This window comes from Phocaeicola massiliensis B84634 = Timone 84634 = DSM 17679 = JCM 13223 (genome assembly GCF_000382445.1).
GTDB lineage: Bacteria > Bacteroidota > Bacteroidia > Bacteroidales > Bacteroidaceae > Phocaeicola > Phocaeicola massiliensis.
This window is the reverse complement of the sequence record NZ_KB905472.1, coordinates 694068-720395: the sequence shown is the minus strand read 5'-3', so window position 1 is coordinate 720395 and position 26328 is coordinate 694068. Positions and strand designations below refer to the sequence as shown.

The window sequence follows — 26328 nt, the reverse complement described above, 5'->3', positions numbered from 1 at the left end:
TATGGGAGAATTTATTAATTTTATTGGAAATAACCTTGCCGATTTCTGGACCTATACGGGATTTGCCAACGCTACGTTCGGCCATATCGTCATGATCTTTTTCGGCTTGTTATTTATATACTTGGCAGTAGCCAAGGAATTTGAGCCGATGCTGCTGATTCCTATCGGTTTCGGTATCTTAATCGGTAATATTCCTTTCAACATGGAAGCCGGACTTAAAGTCGGTATCTATGAAGAAGGGTCTGTACTCAACATTCTGTATCAAGGAGTTACTTCGGGATGGTATCCGCCGCTCATCTTCCTCGGTATCGGTGCAATGACCGACTTCTCGGCATTGATTTCCAATCCCAAGCTGATGTTGATTGGTGCTGCCGCACAGTTTGGTATCTTTGGTGCATACATGATTGCGTTGGCCATGGGCTTCGACCCGATGCAAGCCGGTGCTATCGGTATCATCGGTGGTGCGGACGGTCCGACTGCCATCTTCCTTTCATCCAAACTGGCGCCTAACCTGATGGGGGCGATTGCGGTATCAGCCTATTCGTATATGGCGTTGGTACCGGTCATCCAGCCACCTATCATGCGTCTGCTCACTACCAAGCACGAACGTTTGATTCGTATGAAACCACCGCGTGCCGTGTCTCATACAGAAAAAGTAATGTTCCCTATCATCGGTTTGTTACTTACCTGTTTCCTGGTTCCGTCCGGCCTGCCTTTGTTGGGTATGCTTTTCTTCGGTAACTTATTGAAAGAAAGCGGTGTAACCCGTCGTTTGGCAGAAACTGCCCGCGGTCCGCTGATTGACACCATCACCATCTTGCTGGGATTGACAGTAGGTGCTTCCACTCAGGCTTCAGAGTTCCTTACTCTTGACTCTATCCTGATTTTCGCACTGGGTGCATTGTCATTCATCATTGCCACTGCTTCAGGTGTTATCTTCGTGAAGATATTCAATCTGGTACTGGGCAAGGATAATAAGATTAATCCGCTTATCGGTAATGCCGGTGTATCTGCCGTTCCCGACTCGGCACGTATCTCTCAGGTTATCGGTTTGGAATACGATCCTACCAACTACCTGCTAATGCACGCCATGGGACCTAACGTGGCCGGTGTAATCGGTTCTGCCGTAGCAGCAGGTATTTTACTTGGATTCTTGATGTAATTCATTGAAATACAATATAGGAAATCCTCTTCTACCTATGGGTGGAAGAGGATTTTTTTATTGACATAGATTAAGAAATGAATGATTTATTGTGAATTTTGAACGATTAGTTACATAAAGTATGCTGAAAAACATATAAATTTGCCGCCGTAAAACCAAACCAAATTAAAAGAAGATGGAAAAGAAAACAGTTAAGTACCACATTCCCCAACACGGAATATACATGTACGCACGTACTAATTCTGGGAAAACTGAACTCATTGTCCTAAACAGTACAAACACTGAACAAGTAGTAGCCAACAAATACTATCGTATGATGACTAACGACTCAAAAAGCGGAAAAGAACTTGTCAGTGGTAAAAAGATTGACCTCACACGGAATATGACCGTAGGTGCTCGCCAATCCCTTATTATCGAATTATAATTTATTTTTAAGGTAAAAAGGTAAACGAGAATGAACAAAGGCGGCTTCTTTTTGCAGGAGCCGCCTTTCTGATAGAAATAATTCGTATCTTAACTTTTTGTGATTAATTGCGGGAAACAATGGTTCCGGTAGCCTGATAAGTAGGCATCACCAACATTTCGGCAATCTGCATATACTCGGGAACCGAAGCTGCAAAATAAACAGTTTCTGCAATATCGTCACCGGTCAATGGACGAATACCTTTATATACATTATCTGCCTTATCTTTATCACCACGAAAACGGACTACCGAAAAATTAGTTTCGACCAATCCCGGTTTAATATTAGTCACTCGCAACGGAGTATCTACCAAATCAATACGCAAACCATCGGACAGTGCTTTCACGGCCGCCTTTGTTGCACAGTAAACACTACCTCCCGCATAAGCAGCGTCTCCCGCTATCGAACCGATATTGATGATATGCCCCCTGCCGCGTGCCACCATGCCGGGCACTACCAGCCTGGTCATAGCCAATAATGACTTGATATTCGTATCAATCACGATGTCCCATTCATCCAAATTACCCTCATGTTCTTTATCCACTCCGATAACCAATCCGGCATTATTAATCAGAATATCAATCGCTTTCCATTCATCGGGTAATGAAGCCAACGCCTCAGCCGCCGTTTTACGGTCGCGCACATCAAAAGGAAGCAAGCATACTCTAGCTCCATACTGCTGCTCCAACTCCTCTTTCAGTGCTGACAATTTCTCTTCATTACGGGCATTTAAAATCAAGCTTGCCCCCTGTGAAGCAAACTTACGGGCGCATCCGGCACCGATACCGCTGGAAGCTCCTGTGATAAAAACAATCTTATCCATCTCTTATTTTGATTTATTAAAGAATTTCTTGAAAAACAAAACCTGATAGTCTATCGCGTTATTCCAATATCGGGGATTATGCGCTCCGGGCCGTATGATAAAGTCATGCCCGATTCCCCGCTTCAATAATGCTTCGTGAGCAGCCTTGTTTACCTGTAAAAAGAAATCATCCGCACCACAGTCGATAATAATGGCCAGGCTGCCATCTTTCAGTCTATCCAACTGATTGATAACGGTATGATTATCCCATACTTCTTTATTAGAAGCATATTCACCGAGCCGGGCCTTCATGTTCCAACTATCGGGAAACGGACGGATATCCAGTCCGCCACTCATGCTGCCCCCTCCGCCAAAAATATCTTGATGGCGGATGGAGAGCCACATTCCCCCATGACCACCCATACTCAATCCTGTGATGACTCGTCCGCTTCTATCGGCTTTTGTGGCAAAGTTCTTATCTATATATTCCACCAATTCTTTGGCAACAAAACTCTCATACCGATAATCCTTATTACGAGGACTATCCCAATACCAACTGTTTTTACCATCAGGACACACAAAGATGATACCTTCCCGGTCGGCTATTTGAGGTAAATCAGGTTTTATCGTCATCCATGTAAAAGCATTTCCACCGTGCCCATGCAACAAGTAAATTACCGGACACTTCTCTCCGCCCACTGCCTTATCGGGACGTACCGTCAACACTGTTACATTCTTGTTCATAGCATTGCTGCGCACAGACAGCGTATCCACTTTTGCCGCCTGCGCCACACTTCCTGACAGACACAAAAGACCGGCCAATAGAGTAAAAATTTGTCTTTTCATATCGCTTTATATAAATAACGAGGTAAAGATAATACATAATTTGCAAATTAGTTGCATCTTATTTTTGCTATCTTTGTTTCATCAATAAAAACACTATGATGGACGAAAAACTATATTTAAAGAAATTAGCGCTACGGGAAATAAAGCCAACCGCCATACGGCTTTTGATTCTGAAAACAATGATGCAGCACAAAGAAGCTTTTTCCTTATTGGATTTGGAAAACGATTTAGATACCGTAGACAAATCTACCATCTATCGCACTATTACCCTATTCCTGACACACCATCTCATTCATGCCATAGATGACGGTTCGGGCTCTCTGAAATATGCCGTTTGCAGCAATGACTGTAATTGTGAAGTAGACGACCTCCATACCCACTTTTATTGTGAAAAGTGCCATCGCACCTTTTGCCTGAAAAGTATTCATATTCCTATGGTTACACTTCCACAGGGATTCACGGTCAACTCGGTCAATTATGTATTGAAAGGATTATGTGCAGATTGCGCCGGCCGGCATTCCTTGAAGTAAAAAACATGAGGATGAAACCCTTGAAAAAGATGCCCGGCATGCAAAAAATCACACGTTAGTACGTGTGGCATTATACGTACGTATGTATAGGGCTACGCATACGTACGTATCGCCTCACACATACGTATGTATCGCCTCACGCGTACGTACGTGTAAATCCATACCTCCAACGATGATTTTCGAAGAGAAAAAACGAGTTATAATCCTTTACTTTTCGCTTTATTCCAAATGGCATCCATTTCCTCCAACGTCATATTCTTCAGCTCTTTACCTTGCTTGATGGTATGCTCTTCCAGATAATTAAAGCGACGAATGAACTTTTGATTCGTATGTTCCAACGCATTATCCGGGTTAATCTTATACAGACGGGCAGCATTAATCAGGCTGAACATCACATCGCCAAATTCCGCTTCCGCCTTCTCCTTATCCATATTCTCCACTTCCGCCTCAAACTCAGCGATTTCCTCCTTCACCTTCGTCCACACCTGCGAACGCTCTTCCCAGTCGAAACCTACATTGCGCGCCTTATCTTGAATGCGGTAAGCCTTTATCAACGAAGGCAAAGCAGAAGGAACACCACTCAGTACCATCTTATTGCCATCCTTTTCCTTCATCTTCAACTGCTCCCAATTCTCGGTCACTTTCTCTGCCGTATCCGCCTTCACCTCACCGAAGACATGAGGGTGGCGGAAAATCAGCTTATCGCAAAGGCGGTCGCACACGTCCTTCATATCGAAATCGCCCGTCTCGCTTCCTATCTTGGCATAGAAAGCCACATGAAGCAATACATCGCCCAGCTCCTTGCAAATATCCTTTTTATCATCCTTCATCAAGGCATCGCAAAGTTCGTAAGTCTCTTCAATCGTATTGGGACGCAAGCTTTCATTTGTCTGCTTCCGGTCCCAAGGACACTTCTCCCGTAATTCGTCCAAAATATCGAGGAAACGGCCAAACGCTTCCTTTTGTTCTTCTCTTGTATGCATAATCAGTTTATTATTATAAGTTTTTATATTTCTTGCAAACAGGTACCTCCCAATGACAGGATGATACCCTTTAACGCAACCTCAGATAAGATGCATCCGCAAACCAATCTTTACCGCTGCCGCGGTATTGGTCACATTCAGCCGAATCAGAATGTCCTGTCGGTGACGACTTACCGTATTCACAGATATACACAGCTTCTCGGCTATTTGCTTACTGCCTTCTCCTTTAGCCAACAATGTAAGGACTTCGAGCTGACGGACACTAAGCAACTGAATGTCATATTGCTCACACTGCTGCGAACGTATTGTTTCCCCTGTCCTTTGGTTTATAATACATCCTTCAAAACCTTGAGGAATATCCGTAAAAGGCACATAGGTGCAAAGCCCTAGCCACACACTGCCACCGGGCAAAATGCGAACATACCTTGTACAGTGTAACACCGGCATGAGGAAACCATTGTCCTGATTGAAATGTATAAGACTGACCATCTTATAATCGGACTTGTCTTTTATACCGTTTGCTTCCAGAAACCGGTAGAAACGCAGTTCCAATATGTGACGTTCCAATAATTCCTCGGAGGGAATTTTATCGAATATATCCTGCTCAAATGATGAAGTTGCATCTTTTGAGAAATCATCCAAGCCTAACGTGCGCCCCAACAATCCTGAGTAGATGTAGCTTACATTTTCATAAAAATCGGACAGAACAGCTATGCCATTGCTTGCCACAGCATACGCACGAGCCATTTCCTTGCTTTCTTCCAGCTTTTGAAATAGTTGGTCCGACTCCTCAAACTTCTGTCCCGTAAGCAGGTCTTTCAGCATCCGTTCTTGTTCATTCATTGTAAATTGGTTAAATTTGACCATTGCACAAATAACCGCGCAATTGTAATTTTGCGGTAAAATTACTAATTAACAAACAATTCTGATTATGAAAAAAAGATTTTTTTATTCATTCGCTTTCATCGGAGCCCTTTTATTAAACGGTTGTAACGGAAAGAACGCCAATGCTCCGGAAACAAACAGCGTCCGCTCTTCACAGAACTTAACCGAATGTAAGGTAACTGTCAACGGTTTGACTTTTGATTACGCGCTTAATGAAGCAGACCAATTGGTAACCGTACTTGAAAATGGTTCTATAAAAATAAAGTGCCCGGAAGGAAAGGACTTCTTCTGCGACCCTAATGATGGAAAACTTTCCAACAACACACTCCCCATGCTACTGAAAAAAGTGGATAATACCCAGCCATTTACACTCACGGCAAAAGTCACCCCTGAATTTACTGAAGAAGGCCTGTATAATGCAGCCGACCTACTGGTTTATGCCAATGACACTGTTTTCCAAAAATTCTGTTTCGAACAGGATGAGCGCGGCAACCACCGCATCGTTACGGTAAGAACACAAGGCACATCCGACGATAACAACCACGATGTTGTCAATGAGCCAAGTGTTTACATGAAAATATCATCCGATACTCACACCATTGCAAGTTATTATTCCACCGACAAGCAAGAATGGCACATGGTGCGGCTTTATAAAAACAACTATCCGGCGGTGCTTTATGTGGGCATAGCCAGTCAATGTCCTGTAAAGGGTGAGTGCACAAGCCTTTTCGAAGAGATAGCATTGAACCACAACAATGTTACCGATTTTCGCATGGGAGAATAAGCAATTCGTTTCGTCTGTCACCGGACACACTTCACTAACAAGCTATCCGGTGACATTTCCACCTTTTTGTGCAGCTATTCCAGAGATTTTTATTAATTTTGCAACCAATTATGCGATAATCAATTAAATAAACAGAATATAAAAATGGAATTAGCAAGTAAGTACAATCCCGCTGACGTGGAGGGAAAATGGTACCAGTATTGGCTGGACAACAAACTCTTTAGTTCAAAACCCGACGGACGTGAACCTTACACAGTCGTCATTCCGCCCCCTAACGTAACGGGAGTGCTCCACATGGGACACATGCTAAACAATACCATTCAGGATATATTGGTACGCCGTGCACGCATGGAAGGAAAGAATGCCTGCTGGGTGCCGGGAACAGACCATGCTTCCATCGCCACCGAAGCCAAAGTGGTGAACAAACTGGCTCAACAAGGCATTAAAAAAACCGACCTCACCCGCGATGAGTTTCTGAAACACGCTTGGGACTGGACTGACGAGCACGGAGGCATCATCCTGAAACAGCTCCGCAAGCTGGGTGCATCGTGTGACTGGGATCGCACAGCCTTCACCATGGATGAAGAACGCAGCAAAAGCGTTATCAAGGTGTTTGTCGACCTTTACAACAAAGGGTTGATTTATCGCGGCGTGCGTATGGTAAACTGGGACCCGAAGGCACTGACCGCCCTCAGCGATGAAGAAGTGATATATAAGGAAGAGCACAGCAAACTGTATTACCTGAGATATTATGTAGCCGATGACGACATGTCGGGCGAAACCGGAGCCGAAGGCGAAGTTGTTCACCGTGACGAACAAGGCAGACGATATGCCGTAGTAGCAACCACCCGTCCCGAAACCATCATGGGAGATACCGCCATGTGTATCAACCCCAACGACGTGAAGAACCGTTGGCTGAGCGGCAAAAAAGTGATTGTTCCGTTGGTAGGCCGTGTAATTCCGGTCATTGAAGACGATTATGTAGACATTGAGTTTGGTACAGGATGCTTGAAAGTTACTCCCGCACACGATGTGAACGACTATATGCTGGGAGAAAAGTACAACCTGCCCAGTATCGATATCTTCAATGATAACGGAACGCTGAGCGAAGCTGCCGGACTATATGTAGGCATGGACCGTTTTGATGTCCGCGCTCAAATCGAAAAGGACTTGCAGGAAGCCGGTCTAATGGAAAAGGTAGAAGCTTATACCAATAAGGTAGGATTCTCCGAGCGCACCAATGTAGCCATCGAGCCGAAACTGTCTATGCAATGGTTCCTCAAGATGCAGCACTTTGCTGATATGGCATTGCCGCCGGTGATGAATGATGAACTGAAATTCTATCCTGCCAAGTATAAAAACACATACAAGAACTGGTTGGAAAACATCAAGGACTGGTGTATCAGCCGCCAATTGTGGTGGGGACACCGCATCCCGGCCTACTTCCTGCCTCAAGGCGGCTATGTGGTAGCCGAAACGACCGAAGAAGCCGTGAAACTGGCTCAGGAAAAAACCGGCGACGCCAACCTGAAAGCGGAAGACCTACGTCAGGATGAAGATTGTCTGGACACTTGGTTCTCTTCATGGTTGTGGCCTATCTCGCTGTTTAACGGCATCAATGATCCGAACAACGAAGAAATCAACTACTACTATCCCACCAGCGATTTGGTGACCGGTCCGGATATTATCTTCTTCTGGGTAGCCCGAATGATTATGGCAGGCTACGAATACAAAGGCGACATGCCGTTTAAGAATGTTTACTTCACCGGTATCGTTCGTGACAAGCTGGGACGCAAGATGTCCAAGTCATTGGGTAACTCACCCGACCCGTTGGACTTAATTGAAAGATATGGTGCCGACGGTGTGCGTATGGGTATGATGTTGTCTGCTCCTGCCGGAAATGATATTTTATTTGATGATACACTTTGCGAACAGGGACGTAACTTCAACAATAAAATATGGAATGCATTCCGCTTGATAAAAGGATGGGAAGTAGCCGACATCGAGCAGCCCGAATATGCACAACTGGCAACCAAATGGTTCGACAGTCTGCTCGTCAAGGTATCTGCCGAAATAGACGATTTGTTCAGCAAATACCGTCTGAGCGAAGCACTGATGGCGGTGTACAAACTGTTCTGGGACGAATTCTCAAGCTGGTATCTCGAAATGATTAAGCCGGCTTACGGACAACCGATTGACAAAAAGACCTATGAAGCGACGTTACACTTCTTCGATGTATTGTTGAGACAACTTCATCCGTTCATGCCGTTCATCACCGAAGAGTTGTGGCAACATATTTACGACCGCAAGGAAGGTGAAAGCATCATGACTGCACAAATGGAATCATACGCAGACAGAAATCCGGAGCAGAGCATTCAATTGTGCAATACGTTCGACCAGTTAAAGGAAGTCATCTCAGGCATCCGTAACATCCGCCTGCAAAAGAACATTGCCCAAAAAGAAGCATTGGAAATGCAGGTAATGGGTGAAAATACATTCCTTATGTCTTATGCCGAAGTCGTGAAGAAAATGGGTAACCTGACCACCGTCAGCATTGTTAATGAGAAGCCCGAAGGCGCTGCTTCATTCATGGTGGGAACCACAGAATACTTCATTCCGCTGGGAGGCATGATTAATGTAGAAGAAGAATTGGCCAAACTGGAAGCCGACCTTAAATATCAGGAAGGTTTCCTGCAAAGCGTATTGAAGAAGCTGAGCAACGAAAAGTTCGTCAGCAAGGCTCCGGCAAATGTCATCGACATGGAACGCAAAAAGCAGGCTGATGCCGAAAGCAAGATTGCTTCATTGAAGGAAAGCATAGCCGCTCTGAAAAAATAAACGGCAGAGCAAACTGTTTAAAATAGGGAGGTGCACTCTTCGGAGTCGCACCTCTCTTTTTTTAATTTATCTGTTAATAAATCATTTCAAAAAGAAAATATCACAAACTTATTCTTACCTTTGTTACAATCACTTTAAATTAAATACTTATGAACAAACTGACAAAACTTGCATGCTTGTCGTTGTTTCTTCTGTTTTCGGCAAGTATCAGTAGCGCCGCTCCCAAGGACTATCGCTACACCACAGTCCCCAATGACCCGTTAAAAGCACGTATCTACACATTGGACAATGGACTGAAGGTCTATATGACCGTAAACAAAGAGACTCCGCGTATCCAAACCTACATTGCCGTACGCGTGGGCGGAAAGAATGACCCGGCGGAAACCACCGGTTTGGCACACTACTTTGAACACCTGATGTTTAAAGGAACCACACACTTCGGTACACAGAACTATGAAGCAGAACGTCCGTTGCTCGACCGGATTGAACAACAATTTGAAGTGTATCGCAAAACAACGGATGAAGCTCAGCGCAAAGCCATCTATCATGTTATCGACAGTCTGTCATACGAAGCTTCAAAATATGCCATTCCCAATGAATATGACAAACTGATGGCAGCCATCGGAGCCAACGGAACCAATGCATATACCAGCTTCGATGTAACTTGCTACACCGAAGACATTCCTTCCAATCAGGTAGAGAATTGGGCAAAGATACAGGCTGACCGTTTCAAGAACAGCATTATACGCGGTTTCCATACCGAGCTTGAAACAGTTTACGAAGAAAAGAACATGTCTCTCACACAAGATCCCCGCAAGGTGAGCGAAACCATGTTGGCAGCACTCTTCCCACACCATCCATATGGTACACAGACCGTGCTAGGTACACAGGACGACTTAAAGAATCCTTCCATCACCAACATCAAGAATTATTATAAAACTTGGTATGTGCCCAACAATATGGCCATCTGTCTGTCGGGTGATTTCAATCCTGATGAAATGATTGCCACCATCGACAAGTACTTCGGCGATATGAAGCCTAACCCCAATCTGCCGAAGCTGACCGTCAAACCGGAAACACCGATTACCGAGCCCATAGTACGCGAAGTGCTCGGTCCCGATGCCGAATCTGTGACATTGGCATGGAGATTCCCCGGTTCGGCAAGCAAAGAATATGAAACACTGCAAATTGTCAGCCAGATTATGAACAACGGCAAAGCCGGTCTGATGGACATCAACCTCAACCAGCAACAAAAAGTATTGGGAGCCTATGCTTATGTTTATAATTTGTCGGACTACTGTGCTTTCATCATGCAGGGACGTACCAAAGAAGGACAGACCCTGGACGAAGTGAAGGATTTGTTCTTGGGCGAAATAGCCAAACTGAAATCCGGTGACTTTGATGAAAATATGTTGCAAGCCAACATCAATAACTTCAAGAAATACCAGATACAGCAACTGGAATACAATAGCATTCGTGCCGATATGTTTGTTCAGTCCTTTGTGAACGGAACCGACTGGACAGACGAAGTGACCGCACTGGAACGCATGTCAAAACTGACCAAAGCCGACATTGTTGCCTTTGCCAACAAGTACTTCACAGACAGTAATTATGCCATTATCTATAAAAAGACAGGAAAAGACCCGAACGAAAAGAAAATCTCTAAGCCGGAAATCACTCCTATTGTCATGAACCGCGATGCTGCCAGCAATTTCCTGAAAGAAGTGCAAGGAAGCAAAGTGCAACCGATAGAACCTGTGTTTATCGATTACAACAAAGATATGGATCAGTTCGCGTGGAACAAGGATGTTCCTGTTCTTTACAAACAGAACACCACCAATGACTTATTCTATCTGCGCTATATATTCGAAATGGGTAACAATAATGATAAGAAACTGGGGACAGCAGCACAATATCTGAGATTCCTCGGCACTTCGGATATGACACTGGAACAATTAAACAGTAAGTTCTATGGCTTGGCTTGTTCATTCAATGTGTCTCCGGGTGACGACCGCACTTATATCACTCTTTCAGGATTGAACGAAAATCTTCCTCAGGCTATCGAATTATTCGAGAAGATATTGGCTGACGCACAACCCGACAAGACGGCTTACGACAATATGGTGAAGAACATCCTGAAGTCACGCACGGATGCCAAATTAAACCAAATGCAAAACTTCATACGCCTGCTGACATACGCTGTTTATGGTAAAGAATCAGCCACACGCAATTTGTTGTCTACAGAAGAATTGCAAAATATGAATCCATCGGAACTGACCGACCGCATCCATAAACTGACTTCGTTCAAACATCGCATCATGTATTATGGGCCCAGTTCAGAACAAGAGTTGACCGATGTATTGAATAAATATCATAAAGTTCCTGCACAGCTACAAGATATTCCTGCCGGCAAGAAATTTGTGATGCAACCCACTCCTTCCAATAAGGTGTTGATTGCTCCATACGAAGCAAAACAGATTTATATGGTACAGTATTCCAATCGCGGGGAAAAATTTAACCCGGAAGTTGAACCTATCCGTAGTTTGTACAATGAATACTTCGGTGGCGGCATGAACTCCATTGTCTTCCAGGAGATGCGCGAATCACGCGGTTTGGCTTATTCGGCATGGGCAGGAATCGTGACAGGTGGCAAAGTCATCTATCCATATACCGTGCAAACCCAGATAGCTACCCAAAATGACAAGATGATGGATGCCATCAAGACTTTTAATGATATCATCAATAATATGCCGGAATCGGAAGCTGCTTTCAAACTGGCAAAAGAAGGTATCATTTCCCGTCTGCGCACCGACCGCATTATCAAGGATAATATCCTTTGGTCATACATTTATGCTCAAGATATGGGTATGAACGTCGACAAACGCATCAAACAGTACAATGATGTACAGAAAATGACTCTGCAAGACGTTATCGGTTTCCAAAAGAAATGGATGAAAGACCGCACCTATACTTATTGCATATTGGGTGACAAGAAAGAGCTGGACATGGAAGCACTGAAAACCATAGCTCCAATTGAGGAACTTACTCAGGAAGAGATTTTCGGATACTAACCCAAGGTGACTCTGTTCCGGTCTAAAAACGAGGAGTTAAAGAATAACCTTTAAAAAAGGGGTTGTGTCAAAACGTTGATGATGCTGTCGTTTAGTTCGTAGGGGCGAGGTTCGCTCGCCCGAAAACAGTTTGCTTTGTGTCTTCGGGCAGGCAAACCCTGCCCCTACAGCTGACGATGGGATAGGTCGGTTTGGTTTTGACACACTCCCTTTTTTAATGTGTTGTGTTGTGCTGTTCCTAGCTCTTATTTCTTATTCATGTTCATTTCGACGACAAAAGCCACCAATAAACCTACACCTCCCAACAAAAGGACACAGGCTCCATAAATAAGTGAAGCGACATCATTCATTCTGTAACCAATATCTACAGTTCCGGTATAACCGTTTATAGTAGCGGCACAAATCACATAACCGACCAGTAGTCCCAGTCCCATTCCTGTAAGCAAACATCCCAACTTCAAAGCCGAAAAAGAGAAGTTTCCAATCGAAGAAAAGTTAATCTTATGCTCCAGCATATCGGGAGTAAACTTCTCTCCCATCTTTTCAATAATAGTCAAACGTTCCTTTTTGCAGACAAACAGTTCAAACAGCTTGTAAATTCCCAAAGTGATAATGGCCAGAATAGTAGGCACCATAATAAAATCCATCATAATCGTTTCTATTTAAGTTATTAATTTTGTTCCTTGTACCCTTTAGACGCCGCATCTCCGGTCAGGTTACAACTTTATGGCAAAAAATATTTTTTATTTCAAAAGTGTAACCTTATCTATATGCATGCGTCTAAAGAAGTGAAATGGAATACGACGAAGCACATATCATTCAAGATGTATTGGAAGGAAAAACTTCCCGCTATGAATATTTTCTGGACAAATACGGTCAGCAGGTATTTACCTTGATTGTTCGTATCGTTGCCAGCCAGGAAGATGCAGAAGAGCTTACACAAGATACCTTCCTCAAAGCCTTCCGGCACTTATCTTCATTCAAAGCGGAAAGCAACTTTTCGACGTGGATATACCGCATCGCTTACAATACTGCAATTTCAGCCGTACGAAAGAAAAAATACGACTTATTTGACATGGATGATACGCTGCTTGCCAACATTTCGGACGAACAAATAGATGATACGCTGAATGATGAGAGCGAGGTACAGATAGCCAAACTGAACAAAGCCATGAAAAAGCTTGATGCAGACGAACGGGCCGTCATTACTTTATTTTATATGGAGGACAAGCCTGTCAGCGAAATTGCTCTCATACTGGGAATGACAGAAAGCAACACAAAAGTGAAATTGCACCGTATACGCAAAAAATTGTATGTACTTATAACCAATGAAAAACTATGAACGAAGGACTAAAAGATAAAGGATTGAAAAGGGCAATAAAGGAACAACCTCAGTTTCGGCTGTCCACCAACTTTACTTTCCGCACCATGCAGAAAGTAGAAGAAGCCGCTCGACTTCATGAAAAGAAAATAGAACAAAGAACATTATGGGCAACTATTATCGCCTCCTTGCTCTTACTGACCAGTGGCATCGCAGGAGTGATTTATTATTTGGGTGATAGCGTGACAGAGTTTATCCAAGCAATGCTTCCTTCGGTAACTCACGACATACAGATTCCTTTTTTCTACTTCTTGTTTGCCATAACTATTTTCTTATTTCTGTTATTCGACAGATGGATGAGGAAGCAGTATTTCAAACGGCATTCTTCCTGAAAGAATTTCTTTATACAGGAAAAAAGACCTTGGAGTTTTCCGAAAATACAAAGGTCTTTTTGGAAAACTCCAAGGTCTTTTCTGAAAAGATGAAAGAGTTTTTTTAGGACTATTCCTTATGATAAGTAAGATTCACATCCTACGTTTCACACCAAGCTATTGTAATACAGATTATTACCCTCCCGATAAGTGTGAAACATACTTTCTCATTACTAGTCAGTAGGAATGCCCGTCATTTATAATCGGTTATTTCTCAAGTAAATCTTTCAAAAAGGCATCCAGTTCTTCGTCTAATCCTTTAAGCAGTTCATCGTTTAATAACAATGTGTCTTCATCATCCACCAACAAAAGTTCGGCTACCGTTTCTCTATCTTCATCTACCAACACAAAAGAATACGGCTTCATGATACAAAGATTATCCAACTTTCCGGATTCCTGCAAGCAATTGAGCTCTCCTCTCAGAATCCGTTCGGCAATGGCATAAAAATCATCTCCATCATAATCCACCCACTCTTCGATTATGGTACGCGACAATTCCTCGTCATCATCATTAAATAATACTAGTTCACCGCTATCCTGTTTAGGCTGCAAATGAATATCGGTAACTACTGTTTTCTCTCCGTCAGCAATAAATTTATCGATTGCTTCCTGAAGGGATGATACAATAGAAGCATGTGACTGTGCACTGAGTTTCATACCAAAATCAATTTTATTTAATTATTTATATTCAAAAGTACAAAAAAAATCTTTCCTGCAACATTTATTCCTTAAAAATTATCCTTGAAACGATTCATTTGTATGTTTAACTGAGGCAATTGGACCTGACGCTCCTTCAATTTCAATAAATAGAAAGCAATAACAGTAGCTTCTGTCGTACCGGCTTTTGCCAGTTTATCTGCTTTTTCCACCCATTCTATAGCAGTTGCAGGATTGTCTTTCATTTCATAATATAGCCCTATATTAAAGGCTGCACGCATTTTTTGGCGCCCTTTACCCTTATCGTATATCTGCTTCCACAACTCAAATGCACTATCCCAATTATTCTCGCGTACATACACTCCGGCATCGCGCATCCTCACATTGCCTCCGTCAAAATAAAAACGGGATACCTCCCTCCAATGCGGAAGAAGATAATTGACAGGCATGGTAGCAGCGTATTCCGAAGCCTCCTTTACGATTTTTTTATCTGATAAGGTAGGCTCAATTTCCCATGAAATAGTATCTTGCTTACTAAAACTGAGCATAGGACGCTCCCGAGAAGGTATATATATTCTGATAACGGGAGCCACAATGCCATCCACAGCATCTACCGAAAAACCTCCATCAAATGTATCTATGAATAAAGCTCCCCGTTTGGTGTGAATATCCAATCTGTCGAAAGAGAATATTAAATCAACGCCCAAATCGGCAGCCAATTTCTGTACCTCATCCTGAGTCAGCATCACATCTTCACGAAGTTCGGTATCCTGCCCGCGCAAAGCAGAGTCGCAAATAATGACTTGCTCAAAGTAATTAGCATTCGCTATTTCCTCCGCCAAAGCTTCGGCAGCTGTTTTGCCATCTCCTTTCAGTTCCATACTAATCACATCATGACTGTCTCCCACTTTATAGGCAGGCATGTTGTTCACCACAGCCACATTCCGCACTGCATCAGGAAAACTGACATCGGCAGCCTGCAACTGTTCAAAAGAAATCGTTTGCAAACTTCCGCATGAAGTCAAAACCAAACCGGTTACTATCGCTATTAATGAAATCGTTTTATTCATATCTGACCAATATTACTTGTTAGGACAAAAATAAGCTATTTGCAGGAACTTATTAGTTAAAAGGAATAAAAAAACGTCTAAGCAGAAAATTCTGCTCAGACGTTTCTATGAAATTGTCTATTTATCAGTCATTTTTTCCGTGGCAGTTCTTATACTTCTTACCACTTCCGCAAGGACACAGGTCATTACGGCCTACTGTCTTTTCTGCACGTACCGGCTCACGCTTTACTTCACGAGTATCGTGACCGGCTGCTGCCTGCTGATCGGGGTCACTTAAGTCACGCTTTTCCTCTCTATATTGCTGACGGGGAGCTGCCGGTTCGGGAGCTGCTTCACGCACTTGCTCAGGCTCCTGTACAGGTATCTGTCCGCGAGTCAATACGGAAATGGTATTGTTATTAATCTTATTGACCATATTATCAAACAGGTTCACTGATTCCAATTTAAAGATTAACAACGGATCTTTCTGCTCATAGCTTGCATTTTGCACAGAATGTTTCAACTCGTCAAGTTCGCGCAAGTTTTCCTTCCAGGCATCATCGATGGTATGCAGCAGGATGGCTTTCTCGAATGACTTCACAATTTCCTTACCTTCTGTTTCATAAGCAGCTTTCAGGTTAACAGAAATATTATACAAACGTTTACCGTCTGTAATAGGAATCATAATATTTTCATACATGTGTCCTTGCAATTCGAATACTTGTTTGATAACAGGGTTGGCAATCTGTGCCATACGTTCTGTCTTGCGTTTGAAGTTGGCCATTGCTGCCTCGAAAGTCAGTTCTGCCAAATCTTCCTGCTTCTTCGCATTGAATTCTTCTTCTGTGAAAGGAGGCTCCATTGCCAAAATCTGCAACATTTCCATCTTCACATTATCATAATCGCCCAATTCGACTGCATACACACAACGATCCCAAATCATATTCACAATATCCATACCGATACGTTCACCCATCAAGGCATGGCGGCGCTTCGTATAGACAGCGACACGCTGCTTGTTCATCACGTCATCATATTCAAGCAAACGTTTACGGATACCGAAGTTGTTTTCTTCTACTTTCTTCTGAGCACGCTCGATGGAATTGGAAATCATCTTGTGTTCAATCATTTCACCTTCCTTGAATCCAAGTCTGTCCATGACACCGGCAATACGGTCTGACGAGAACAAACGCATCAGGTCGTCTTCCAATGAGACAAAGAATACAGAAGATCCCGGGTCTCCCTGACGACCTGCACGACCACGCAACTGGCGGTCTACACGACGGCTCTCGTGACGTTCCGTACCGATAATAGCCAAACCTCCCGCAGCTTTCACTTCAGGACTAAGCTTAATATCGGTACCACGACCCGCCATATTGGTTGCAATGGTCACGATACTCTTCTGACCTGCCTGAGCAACGATGTCGGCTTCCTTCTGGTGCAACTTTGCATTCAATACATTGTGCTCAATCTTACGCATTGAAAGCATCTTGCTCAGCATTTCAGAGATTTCTACAGAAGTAGTACCTACCAGAACAGGACGTCCTGCCTTTACCATTTCTTCAATCTCTTCGATCACAGCTTTATATTTTTCACGCTTAGTCTTGTAAACGCGATCGTTCATATCTTTACGTGCTATCGGACGATTGGTCGGGATGACAACAACATCCAATTTATAGATATCCCAAAATTCGCCAGCTTCCGTTTCGGCTGTACCGGTCATACCCGAGAGTTTGTGGTACATACGGAAATAGTTCTGCAAAGTAATAGTGGCAAAAGTCTGGGTTGCCGCTTCCACTTTCACCCTTTCCTTAGCCTCGATAGCCTGATGCAAACCATCTGAGTAACGACGACCTTCCATAATACGACCGGTCTGTTCGTCTACAATCTTCACCTGTCCGTCAATCACCACATACTCATCATCCTTTTCGAACATGGCGTATGCTTTCAAAAGCTGGTTGATGGTGTGTACACGTTCCGATTTGATAGCATAATTAGTCATCAACTCATCCTTCTTGGCCAATTTCTCTTCTTCCGACAGTTCGGTCTGGTTTTCTAAAGCCGACAACTGAGAAGTGATATCAGGCAACACAAACAATGTAGGATCTTCAGCATTTCCGGTAATCAAATCAATACCTTTGTCTGTCAAATCCACACTGTTCTGCTTTTCATCGATTACGAAGAATAAAGGATCGGTAGCTTCAGGCATACGCTTGTTGTTCTGCTCCATATAGATTTCTTCGGTCTTCAGCATACCGGCCTTAATGCCCGGTTCACTCAAGAATTTAATCAACGGCTTGTTCTTAGGCAACGCTTTATGACTGCGGAACAAAGCAAGGAACCCTTCTTCCTGATCTTTCTTGTCATCGGATGCAATCAAGCGTTTGGCATCGGCAAGGTATTGGGTAGCCAGCTTTCTCTGAGCTTCAAACAGACGTTCAACCAATGGACGGAGTTGTTCAAACAATTGATCCTCACCTTTTGGAACAGGACCGGAAATAATCAACGGAGTACGCGCATCGTCAATCAATACTGAGTCGACCTCATCGACAATAGCATAATTATGTTTACGCTGCACCAAATCCTTCGGGCTGACAGCCATATTGTCACGCAAATAGTCAAAACCAAACTCATTGTTCGTACCGAAGGTAATATCGGCCATATATGCTCTGCGGCGTGCGTCAGAATTAGGCTGATGCTTATCGATACAATCGACACTCAATCCGTGGAACTGATAAAGTGGTCCCATCCATTCCGAGTCACGTTTTGACAAATAATCATTGACTGTCACCACGTGCACACCGTTACCGGTCAAAGCATTCAGGAATACCGGCAGAGTAGCCACCAACGTCTTACCCTCACCGGTTGCCATTTCTGCAATCTTACCCTTATGCAAAACGACACCACCAAACAGCTGCACATCATAGTGCACCATTCCCCATGTCATATCGTTACCACCGGCAAGCCAATGGTTCTGCCAAATAGCTTTATCGCCTTCGATACGCACAAAGTCTTTTCCCTGCGCAGCCAAGTTACGGTCGAACTCAGTAGCAGTCACTTCGATTTCAGGATTCTCAGAGAATCGGCGGGCTGTATCTTTTACGATGGCAAAAGCTTGAGGAAGCACATCATCCAATGCTTTTTCATACTTTTCAAGCACTTCTTTTTCCAACTTGTCAATCTGCGTAAAGATGCCTTCACGATCTTCTAACTCAGTAGTTTCGATAGTAGCTTTCAGCTCTTCTATCTTTTTTTGTTCTTCCGTAGCCGAATCGTGGATATACTTTTTCAGTTCCTCTGTTTTGGCACGAAGTTCATCATTGCTCAGTTTGGCAATTTCCGGATATACAGCCTTGATTTTGTCTACCCACGGCTTTATTTCTTTCATGTCACGGGTGGCCTTGTTTCCAAACAATTTGCCGATAAATTCATTAAATCCCATTGTATTTTTGTTTTTATTATTTTCTAATTTGGTTAATTTTGAAAGTGCAAAGTTAAAATAAAATGCTGATTTATTTGCACTTCTCTCTCTAAATATTATTTGCGGATGTCAGTCATCGGAGCCAAAGTAGAGGCATTGGGCGCCCGAATGCGCATGAAATGGGCTACAGTAGGTGCAATATTGCCAATCTTCACAGGGGTGTGAATAATTTCGGGCTTCATATTCCATCCCACTAAAACGAGGGGTGAAGAAGCATAAGCTTCACGCACTACTCTTTTATCTAAAGAATGTTCACGGACAACCGACCAGCCGGGCAAAACCTCTATCCACAAGTCACCGGAACACGCCGGATTATAACTGTTCTTTATTTTATCGATAGTAGGAGTCCAAGAGCCCAACTGCAAGCGTTGTGAAGAATAGACGTCCTTCACACCGCTAAACTGCACCAGGAATTCCGACGAACGAGCCAAAATCTCGGTATAGTTAAGTTGTTTCTGCTCAATAAGCTTATGATTCAAATAAATTTCCTGTTCGTGATGAGCTTCCACATACTGGCCTTCGCCATAGATCGCAGCCAGATAAAGATTCAACAATGCAGAACAACGCTGAATATAAAATTCTCCACTGGGAATCTTATATTGAGGAGGATCAGCCGGTTCGGGATCTGTATATCCGGTGGAGGTAATGAAGAAAAGAGTGTTATGTAAACCTACTTTTCTATCAATCATATCCAACAACTCGGCAATACTATTATCTAAACGGACATAGGTATCCTGCATCTCCAAAGGTAATTCAGACGGAGATTTGTGATCATAATTTCCGGCATAATAAGCCAAAGACAATAAATCCGGCACATTATCCTTACCGATGGAAGTAGAATTGAGGCAAGCATTTACCAAACGATTCACCTCGTCATTGGCATAAGGACTGGTTTTCAGCCTTCTGTATTTCTGCTTCCTTTCATCATCAAAATTATGTTTGAAAGTCAGCTGCTTGGTTTCTGTAGTCAGATATTTATAAGCGGTAACAGGCAGATAAGGTCCCCACACCATATCACTGATGCGAAAATCAAGTCCCTGATAATCGTTATAAGTAGAAATCCAGGAAGGAAAAGTGCCATAATATGTACTTCCACTCCATTTTCCTGTTTCATCATTAATCCAGAAAGCACCTTTGGCTGCATGACCGGCAGCCAACACTGCCATTTCCCGGGTAGGAGCAATGGAATAAACTTCTGCTACGCCTTGTGTGGCCACTGCCAGCTCATCTGACAGGTTTGATACTTTCAATTTGGCAGGAGAGGTGGACTCGGAAGTATAAATCCCCATAAAGTTATTGTCGTCCACACAATTGATAACGCGCAGAGTTGCACGATCCATCCAGTTATCCCCTACAATACCATTGGTATAAGGAGTAGTTCCCGAATAAATAGCGGCCACAGACGATGATTTATCAACATTGATAAAATCATATTCTGCATTCAGGTATATTCTGCCTTCCTTCCACAACCGTTTGAAGCCCCGTTCTCCATACAAAGCCGAGAAAGCTTCAATGTAGTCTGTCCGCAGTTGGTCGATGGTAAGCCCTACCACCAACTTAGGAACCGCAGGAACATTTTGTGCCTGAAGCCCCGTTAATACTATAACGGTCAGAAGAGAAGTTAAGATGCGTCCTTTCATTTACTGTTTTGTCTGTAATATAAAAATACGTGGCCTGTAGAGCATACAAGCAAACACAGTGCCAAAGGTAATACCGTTACGTTGAATTCTTGCTGTATAAATGGCATTATCATTATAAAAAACGTTAAATAAGCCATATTTATTAAATGATAGAGGTCTTTTCGACCTTTTATCGCCTTATAAATCATCACCGGCAAGTAAATAAGGGGGATGGGATTGAACAAAACAATCAGCCAATTGGAGCCGACTGTCGGATGAATGGAAAAGAAAAACAAAAAAGCAATGATACATCCGGCTAGCCCCTGCGCTCCGAACAAGAGCAAATCCCAAGCCCAAATCACCTTCTTCCATTTCAATTGAAGCCATACAATAATGCAAGTCACAACCAACAATATGCATACACACGACAGAGGAGACAATGGAAAACCCGGTTCTGCTTCTTCCGGCTCTACATCCACCACTTTCGACTCACTGAGTACCAACGGACGAACACTGTCTCCTTGCATAATGACCGCGCCCCTTGCCGCTTCCAACATATTAAAAGGAGCAAACATTTGCTTTCGTCCGTCAATGGGAACATCCGCCTCGCTGCCAAGACAAAGATCAATTCCTAACTCATCCCATTCATTCCCTTTCGTGCACCGGTGAACAATATCCCTGAAAGTGACCCCTTCTTCCGCCTGCGGGTAAACTACTTTTCCATCGATACAATCTTCTATCTTGTCACGCGCACGCGTAGTACAATTATCATAAAAGTAATTATAACGATAAATCCGGTTCCCTGGACGATAATTTTCTTCAAGCAAATCCCATATCTTTTGTTTTTCTTCGTCGGTAAGATTCAGTGTTTGCTGATAGACCGAAGAGCCGCGCACGGCATATTCTCCTTCAAAATAAGAATAAGGCACCACTCCCAACCGATAATCAGTTTCACCTTTCACAAAGCGCAGCACAAAATTAGGAGTATTGAAACTGAAGATACCATAATTAAAAACCAAGTCCTTCCCCTCTGCCGGATTTTCGTAACGAATAGCCGTATGACCGAACAATTCATATATCTCGGTTCCCGGCGCACAAGTCAGCAAACTCACCCTTACACTATCCTGCTGAGCACGAACACTCCAGGAAGCCAATATTAAATAAAGTAGAACAAGCAGTTTCTTCATATTAATCAATGTTTTGATACCACTGAATCATTGTTTATCCGTATCAAAATTACAATTTACGCTGCAAAAGTACACCTAAATATTAATTAATACCTCACAAATACCGTTTTTTATTGCAATTCCTATTTATTTTTTGCGTTACTTTGCAGCCATAAAAGCAAAGTTGTGAATTTAATAATTGATATAGGAAATTCAGTAGCCAAGCTGGCTATCTTTGACAAAGACGAGTTGGTAGAAGTATTCCGTGGCTCCAATCATTCATTGGACAGCCTGCCGATGCTTTGCTCCCGATACCCCTTGGAACGAGGTATCATAGCCTCTGTCATCACATTAAGCAACACGATCCGCCGACAACTGGACAAGTTGCCCTTTAAAATCATAGAGCTAAGTCACGAAACTCCGGTTCCCATCACCAATCTGTACAAGACACCTCAAACACTGGGAATGGACCGACTTGCCGCCGTTGTAGCCGCCACATGGCTGAAACCCAATAATGATATACTGGTTATTGACGCCGGAACATGTGTCACATACGATTTCATCGATGCACAACACCAATACCACGGTGGCAATATATCTCCCGGAATGCGCATGCGCTTCAAAGCACTCAATATATTTACGGACAAGCTGCCTAAAGTCAGTGCCAAAGGAGACATCCCCCTTTATGGACAAACGACAGAAACTGCTATCCGTGCCGGAGTTATCAGAGGTATGGAACTTGAAATGAGCGGATACATCTCCCTTATTCAAAAGAATTACCCCGGAGTTTTGGTTTTTTTAACAGGCGGAGATGATTTTTCTTTTGATACAAACTTAAAAAGTATCATCTTTGCAGATAGATTTTTAGTATTGAAAGGTTTAAACAGAATATTAAGCTATAATGATAAATTATAAAAGACTGATTAGTGCGTTAATTATACTCACATTCACTGGGCTGACCATAGCCCAAACAAGCACAAACTCACCTTATACGCGCTATGGATTTGGTTCATTGGCCGATCAAGGCTTCGGTAATAGCAAAGCGATGGGTGGAATAGCCTATGGATTAAGAAACGGTTATCAAATCAACGCATCTAATCCGGCGTCATATACGGCAGTTGATTCTTTGACGTTCTTGTTTGATGCCGGCATGACTTTGCAAAATGCCAACTTTAAGGAAGGCAATATAAAGACTAACGCTAAAAATTCAAGTTTTGATTATCTGGCCATGCAATTCCGTTTATGGAAACGTATGGGAATGGCTGTGGGATTTCTCCCTTTCTCTACAGTAGGATACAGTCTGAGCAACACTTCCGAATTGACTAAGGACGAAGACGGAACCGTTATCAACAAGACTGCTTCTTACGCTGGTGACGGAGGTTTGCAGCAAGTATTTGCAGGTGTAGGTTTCAAAGTCCTCGACAACTTGTCAATCGGTGCAAACATCTCTTATATATATGGTGATATCACACATTCTGTAACAACTGCTTTCAGCAACTCAAGTTCATTTAGCAGTGTCAGATTGGACAAGATATCCATCAATGATTATAAACTGGACTTTGGCTTGCAATATAGTTATAAATTCAATAAAAAACACGTTTTGAACTTTGGTGCCGTATATTCACTGGGACATTCAGTGAATGGCAAAGGATATAAATACAATCAGAAGTGGTTGAACGGAGCTGATTATCCTTCTACCCAGACAGGTGATACGATTACCAACGCATTCAGTTTGCCACATACCTTTGGAGCCGGTTTGACTTATGTATATGACAACCGACTGACTATAGGGGCCGATTTTACCTATCAACAATGGGAGGATGCAAAATTCTATAATGAGAAAAGCTATTTCAGCAACCGTACAAAAATAGCCGCAGGTGCTGAGTTTGTTCCCAACCCCTACAGCCGCAATTATCTGAAACGTGTCCGCTACCGTGTTGGTGGATATTATTCAGATCCATACACCAAAGTAGACGGTCAGGACGGTACTCGTGAATATGGAGTAAGTGCCGGTTTCGGCTTCCCGCTGTTCCAAAGCAAGTCCATCCTGAATATCTCGGGACAATATGTAAGAGTAAGTCCGAAAGTAAAAGGAATGCTGGAAGAAAACTATTTAAAAATCAACATCGGACTGACCTTCAACGAACGTTGGTTTATGAAGTGGAAAGTAGATTAACAAACAACAAGATAGAGTTTTAATAATAATAATAACTAAATTTATATACGATGAAAATGAAGATGGTAACAGCGCTGTTCGCTCTTTCTTTAAGTGCAACAGCTTCTTTCGCTCAAACCGGAGCGTCAGACGGTTCAAGGTATGGTCATGGTCAAGACAGTATTAACTGTCTGCAAAACATCAGTATCTATTCTGAGTACGTAAAAACAAACAACTTCAAGGATGCTTATACCCCGTGGAAGAGTGTATTCAATGAAGCTCCTATTGCTCAGGCAGGTACTTACACAAACGGTGCAAAGATTCTTCGTTGGTTCATTGCCAATGAAAAAGATGCAGCTAAGCAAAAGCAATATTTTGAAGAACTGATGAAAGTACACGATCAACGTATTAAATACCTGGACATTTTGAACAGCTACGTTAAAACTCCTGTAACTAAAGGTTCTATTATCGGAATGAAAGCTCACGACTATTTCACAATGGGATGTCCTGACCTGAATACTGCATATAATTTGTTCAAAGAAGCCGTTGAATTAGAAAAAGATAACGCCGATTACTTTGTACTTCAAGAATTTACCGATGTTTCCGGACGTAAGGTTAAGGCTGATGAAACACACAAAGAACAGTTCATTCAAGACTATATCGCTGCTGCCGGTTATGCAGACGCAGCATTCAAAAAAGAGACTAAAGCAAAGACTAAAGAACTCTTGAAAGTTGCCAAAGACAACATCGATGCATTTTTCATTAACAGTGGTGTGGCTACTTGCGATAATTTGCAATCTATTTACGCTCCGAAAGTTGAACAGAACAAGACTAATCTGGATTATTTAAAACAAGTAATCAGCGTAATGCAAATGTTAGGATGCACAGAACAGGAAGCATACTTTGCTGCATCCGAACATGCACATGCTATTGAACCGACTTCAGAAACAGCTATCGGTTGCGGATATATGTATTTCAAGAAAGGCGACTTGGACAAATGTATCACATACTTTGACCAGGCAATCGAACTGGAACAAGACCCTGTGAAAAAAGCAGATTATTGCTATAAGACTGCTGCCATCCTGTTTAATAAAAAACAATTGAGCAAAGCTAAACAATATGCACTGAAATCTATCTCATTGGATGGAAGCAACGGTAAACCCTATATCCTGATAGCTAATATGTATGCATCAAGCCCCAACTGGAGCGATGAAAATGCATTGAACAAATGTACATACTTTGCCGTTATTGACAAATTACAGAGAGCTAAGAGTGTAGATTCAAGCGTAGAAGAAGAAGCAAACAAGTTGATTGGCACTTACTCACGCTATACTCCGAAAGATGAAGACTTATTCTTCCTCGGATTGAAGAAAGGTGACAGTGTAACAATCGGCGGATGGATTGGTGAAACAACTACTATCAGATAATTATGTCAGTTGTAAAAAAACGAAATTCACACCTTATATTTATGAACATAACAGTTGTCGTTTGGACAACTGTTATGTTTGTTTTATTCCCCGCATGTTCGGGAGACAATAAGAACTTGGCAGAAGCCATAACCGAACGTGATTCTCTCCCTACCATGAAAACGCTGGGAGTGACTACCTTAATATCCGATTCGGGCATCACACGCTACAAAATTATTACCGAAGAGTGGGAAATATACGATAAAAAGAACCCACCTTATTGGGCTTTTGAAAAAGGAGTCTATTTGGAGAAATTCGATTCTCTGTTTCACATCGATGCCAGCATCAAAGCCGATACAGCTTATTATTACGAGAAAAAGAAACTTTGGGAACTGAGAAGCAATGTGCACATCCACAACCTTCAAGGGGACAAATTTGATACACAACTTCTGTTTTGGGACGAAGCAAAAGAACAAATTTACTCTGACAAGCCTATCCGTATCGAACAAGCGGACAAAAGCATTATAAATGGACAATATGGATTCAAGTCGAACCAACAACTGACCGAATACGAAATATACAACAGTGGCGGTGAGTTTATTGTAAAAGACACAACCCCGGCAGACAGTACAAAAGTTGCTGCTTCGGACAGTATCAAGACCGACTCGGTACATTAATC

22 protein-coding genes are annotated in these 26328 nt (G+C 42.7%); 12 read left to right on the top strand and 10 right to left on the bottom strand.

Annotated elements, in window-relative coordinates:
* The first annotated feature begins 1 nt into the window (after position 1).
* Positions 2 to 1162, top strand: coding sequence for a sodium ion-translocating decarboxylase subunit beta (locus HMPREF1534_RS16040; RefSeq protein WP_005936804.1), 1161 nt, complete (start codon positions 2 to 4; stop codon positions 1160 to 1162).
* A gap of 175 nt (positions 1163 to 1337) precedes the next feature.
* Positions 1338 to 1586: a cyclomaltodextrinase C-terminal domain-containing protein gene (locus HMPREF1534_RS16045; RefSeq protein ID WP_005936801.1), complete on the top strand. Its 249-nt coding sequence runs from the start codon at positions 1338 to 1340 to the stop codon at positions 1584 to 1586.
* A gap of 103 nt (positions 1587 to 1689) precedes the next feature.
* Here HMPREF1534_RS16045 and HMPREF1534_RS16050 read toward each other — a convergent pair whose 3' ends face one another.
* On the bottom strand, positions 1690 to 2448 hold the full coding sequence (locus tag HMPREF1534_RS16050; protein WP_005936798.1) for an SDR family oxidoreductase: 759 nt from the start codon (positions 2446 to 2448) through the stop codon (positions 1690 to 1692).
* A gap of 3 nt (positions 2449 to 2451) precedes the next feature.
* The gene (locus HMPREF1534_RS16055) at positions 2452 to 3273 is read right to left on the bottom strand and encodes an alpha/beta hydrolase (protein ID WP_005936796.1); all 822 of its coding nucleotides are present in this window, start codon (positions 3271 to 3273) and stop codon (positions 2452 to 2454) included.
* Positions 3274 to 3371: 98 nt separating this feature from the next.
* Here HMPREF1534_RS16055 and HMPREF1534_RS16060 point away from each other — a divergent pair, with 98 nt between their 5' ends.
* Positions 3372 to 3803 carry a Fur family transcriptional regulator gene (locus tag HMPREF1534_RS16060; protein ID WP_005936794.1) on the top strand — a complete coding sequence of 144 codons (432 nt, stop codon included), beginning with the start codon at positions 3372 to 3374 and terminating at the stop codon, positions 3801 to 3803.
* Between the two features lie 197 nt (positions 3804 to 4000).
* Here HMPREF1534_RS16060 and mazG read toward each other — a convergent pair whose 3' ends face one another.
* Together mazG and HMPREF1534_RS16070 are read right to left on the bottom strand one after the other, a co-directional pair.
* On the bottom strand, positions 4001 to 4786 hold the full coding sequence (mazG, locus tag HMPREF1534_RS16065; RefSeq protein WP_005936792.1) for a nucleoside triphosphate pyrophosphohydrolase: 786 nt from the start codon (positions 4784 to 4786) through the stop codon (positions 4001 to 4003).
* An 81-nt stretch (positions 4787 to 4867) separates the two neighbouring features.
* A complete protein-coding gene (locus tag HMPREF1534_RS16070) occupies positions 4868 to 5629 on the bottom strand; it encodes a response regulator transcription factor (protein ID WP_005936790.1) in 762 nt (253 codons plus the stop codon).
* A gap of 88 nt (positions 5630 to 5717) precedes the next feature.
* Between HMPREF1534_RS16070 and HMPREF1534_RS16075 the strand changes: the two genes are divergently transcribed.
* The 3 genes from HMPREF1534_RS16075 (at position 5718) to HMPREF1534_RS16085 (ending at position 12364) form a co-directional block, all read left to right on the top strand.
* Complete coding sequence (locus tag HMPREF1534_RS16075; RefSeq protein ID WP_005936788.1) at positions 5718 to 6455, top strand: DUF1349 domain-containing protein; 738 nt, start codon at positions 5718 to 5720, stop codon at positions 6453 to 6455.
* Between the two features lie 144 nt (positions 6456 to 6599).
* Entirely contained in the window at positions 6600 to 9293 is a 2694-nt protein-coding gene (locus tag HMPREF1534_RS16080) for a valine--tRNA ligase (RefSeq protein ID WP_005936786.1), read from the top strand.
* Positions 9294 to 9442: 149 nt separating this feature from the next.
* A complete protein-coding gene (locus tag HMPREF1534_RS16085) occupies positions 9443 to 12364 on the top strand; it encodes a M16 family metallopeptidase (RefSeq protein ID WP_005936784.1) in 2922 nt (973 codons plus the stop codon).
* Positions 12365 to 12609: 245 nt separating this feature from the next.
* Here the strand turns inward: HMPREF1534_RS16085 and HMPREF1534_RS16090 are convergent, their stop codons facing one another.
* Positions 12610 to 13014: a DUF6249 domain-containing protein gene (locus tag HMPREF1534_RS16090; RefSeq protein ID WP_005936782.1), complete on the bottom strand. Its 405-nt coding sequence runs from the start codon at positions 13012 to 13014 to the stop codon at positions 12610 to 12612.
* Between the two features lie 143 nt (positions 13015 to 13157).
* Here HMPREF1534_RS16090 and HMPREF1534_RS16095 point away from each other — a divergent pair, with 143 nt between their 5' ends.
* Both HMPREF1534_RS16095 and HMPREF1534_RS16100 read left to right on the top strand, forming a co-directional pair.
* Positions 13158 to 13706: an RNA polymerase sigma factor gene (locus tag HMPREF1534_RS16095; protein ID WP_005936781.1), complete on the top strand. Its 549-nt coding sequence runs from the start codon at positions 13158 to 13160 to the stop codon at positions 13704 to 13706.
* A complete protein-coding gene (locus tag HMPREF1534_RS16100; RefSeq protein ID WP_005936780.1) occupies positions 13703 to 14077 on the top strand; it encodes a hypothetical protein in 375 nt (124 codons plus the stop codon). Before HMPREF1534_RS16095 ends, HMPREF1534_RS16100 begins: the two co-directional genes overlap by 4 nt.
* A gap of 246 nt (positions 14078 to 14323) precedes the next feature.
* Here HMPREF1534_RS16100 and HMPREF1534_RS16105 read toward each other — a convergent pair whose 3' ends face one another.
* From HMPREF1534_RS16105 to lnb, 5 genes are all read right to left on the bottom strand, one after another.
* Positions 14324 to 14773: a hypothetical protein gene (locus HMPREF1534_RS16105; RefSeq protein WP_005936779.1), complete on the bottom strand. Its 450-nt coding sequence runs from the start codon at positions 14771 to 14773 to the stop codon at positions 14324 to 14326.
* Between the two features lie 71 nt (positions 14774 to 14844).
* The gene (locus HMPREF1534_RS16110) at positions 14845 to 15843 is read right to left on the bottom strand and encodes a DUF6340 family protein (RefSeq protein ID WP_005936778.1); all 999 of its coding nucleotides are present in this window, start codon (positions 15841 to 15843) and stop codon (positions 14845 to 14847) included.
* 124 nt (positions 15844 to 15967) lie between these two features.
* Positions 15968 to 19264, bottom strand: coding sequence for a preprotein translocase subunit SecA (gene secA / locus HMPREF1534_RS16115; RefSeq protein WP_005936775.1), 3297 nt, complete (start codon positions 19262 to 19264; stop codon positions 15968 to 15970).
* 95 nt (positions 19265 to 19359) lie between these two features.
* Positions 19360 to 20943 carry an alkaline phosphatase family protein gene (locus tag HMPREF1534_RS16120; RefSeq protein WP_005936773.1) on the bottom strand — a complete coding sequence of 528 codons (1584 nt, stop codon included), beginning with the start codon at positions 20941 to 20943 and terminating at the stop codon, positions 19360 to 19362.
* On the bottom strand, positions 20940 to 22109 hold the full coding sequence (gene lnb, locus HMPREF1534_RS16125) for a lipoprotein N-acyltransferase Lnb (RefSeq protein WP_005936771.1): 1170 nt from the start codon (positions 22107 to 22109) through the stop codon (positions 20940 to 20942). Before lnb ends, HMPREF1534_RS16120 begins: the two co-directional genes overlap by 4 nt.
* Before the next feature lie 165 nt (positions 22110 to 22274).
* On the opposite strand from lnb, the gene HMPREF1534_RS16130 reads away from it, so the two are divergent.
* Genes HMPREF1534_RS16130 through lptC form a run of 4 tightly spaced genes read left to right on the top strand, consistent with a single transcriptional unit; the run spans position 22275 to position 26326 of the window.
* Complete coding sequence (locus HMPREF1534_RS16130) at positions 22275 to 23003, top strand: type III pantothenate kinase (RefSeq protein WP_005936769.1); 729 nt, start codon at positions 22275 to 22277, stop codon at positions 23001 to 23003.
* Positions 22990 to 24264 carry a porin family protein gene (locus HMPREF1534_RS16135; protein ID WP_005936767.1) on the top strand — a complete coding sequence of 425 codons (1275 nt, stop codon included), beginning with the start codon at positions 22990 to 22992 and terminating at the stop codon, positions 24262 to 24264. Before HMPREF1534_RS16130 ends, HMPREF1534_RS16135 begins: the two co-directional genes overlap by 14 nt.
* Before the next feature lie 50 nt (positions 24265 to 24314).
* A complete protein-coding gene (locus HMPREF1534_RS16140) occupies positions 24315 to 25670 on the top strand; it encodes a tetratricopeptide repeat protein (RefSeq protein WP_005936765.1) in 1356 nt (451 codons plus the stop codon).
* Positions 25671 to 25672: 2 nt separating this feature from the next.
* Positions 25673 to 26326, top strand: coding sequence for an LPS export ABC transporter periplasmic protein LptC (gene lptC, locus HMPREF1534_RS16145; protein ID WP_025066743.1), 654 nt, complete (start codon positions 25673 to 25675; stop codon positions 26324 to 26326).
* Positions 26327 to 26328 lie beyond the last annotated feature (2 nt).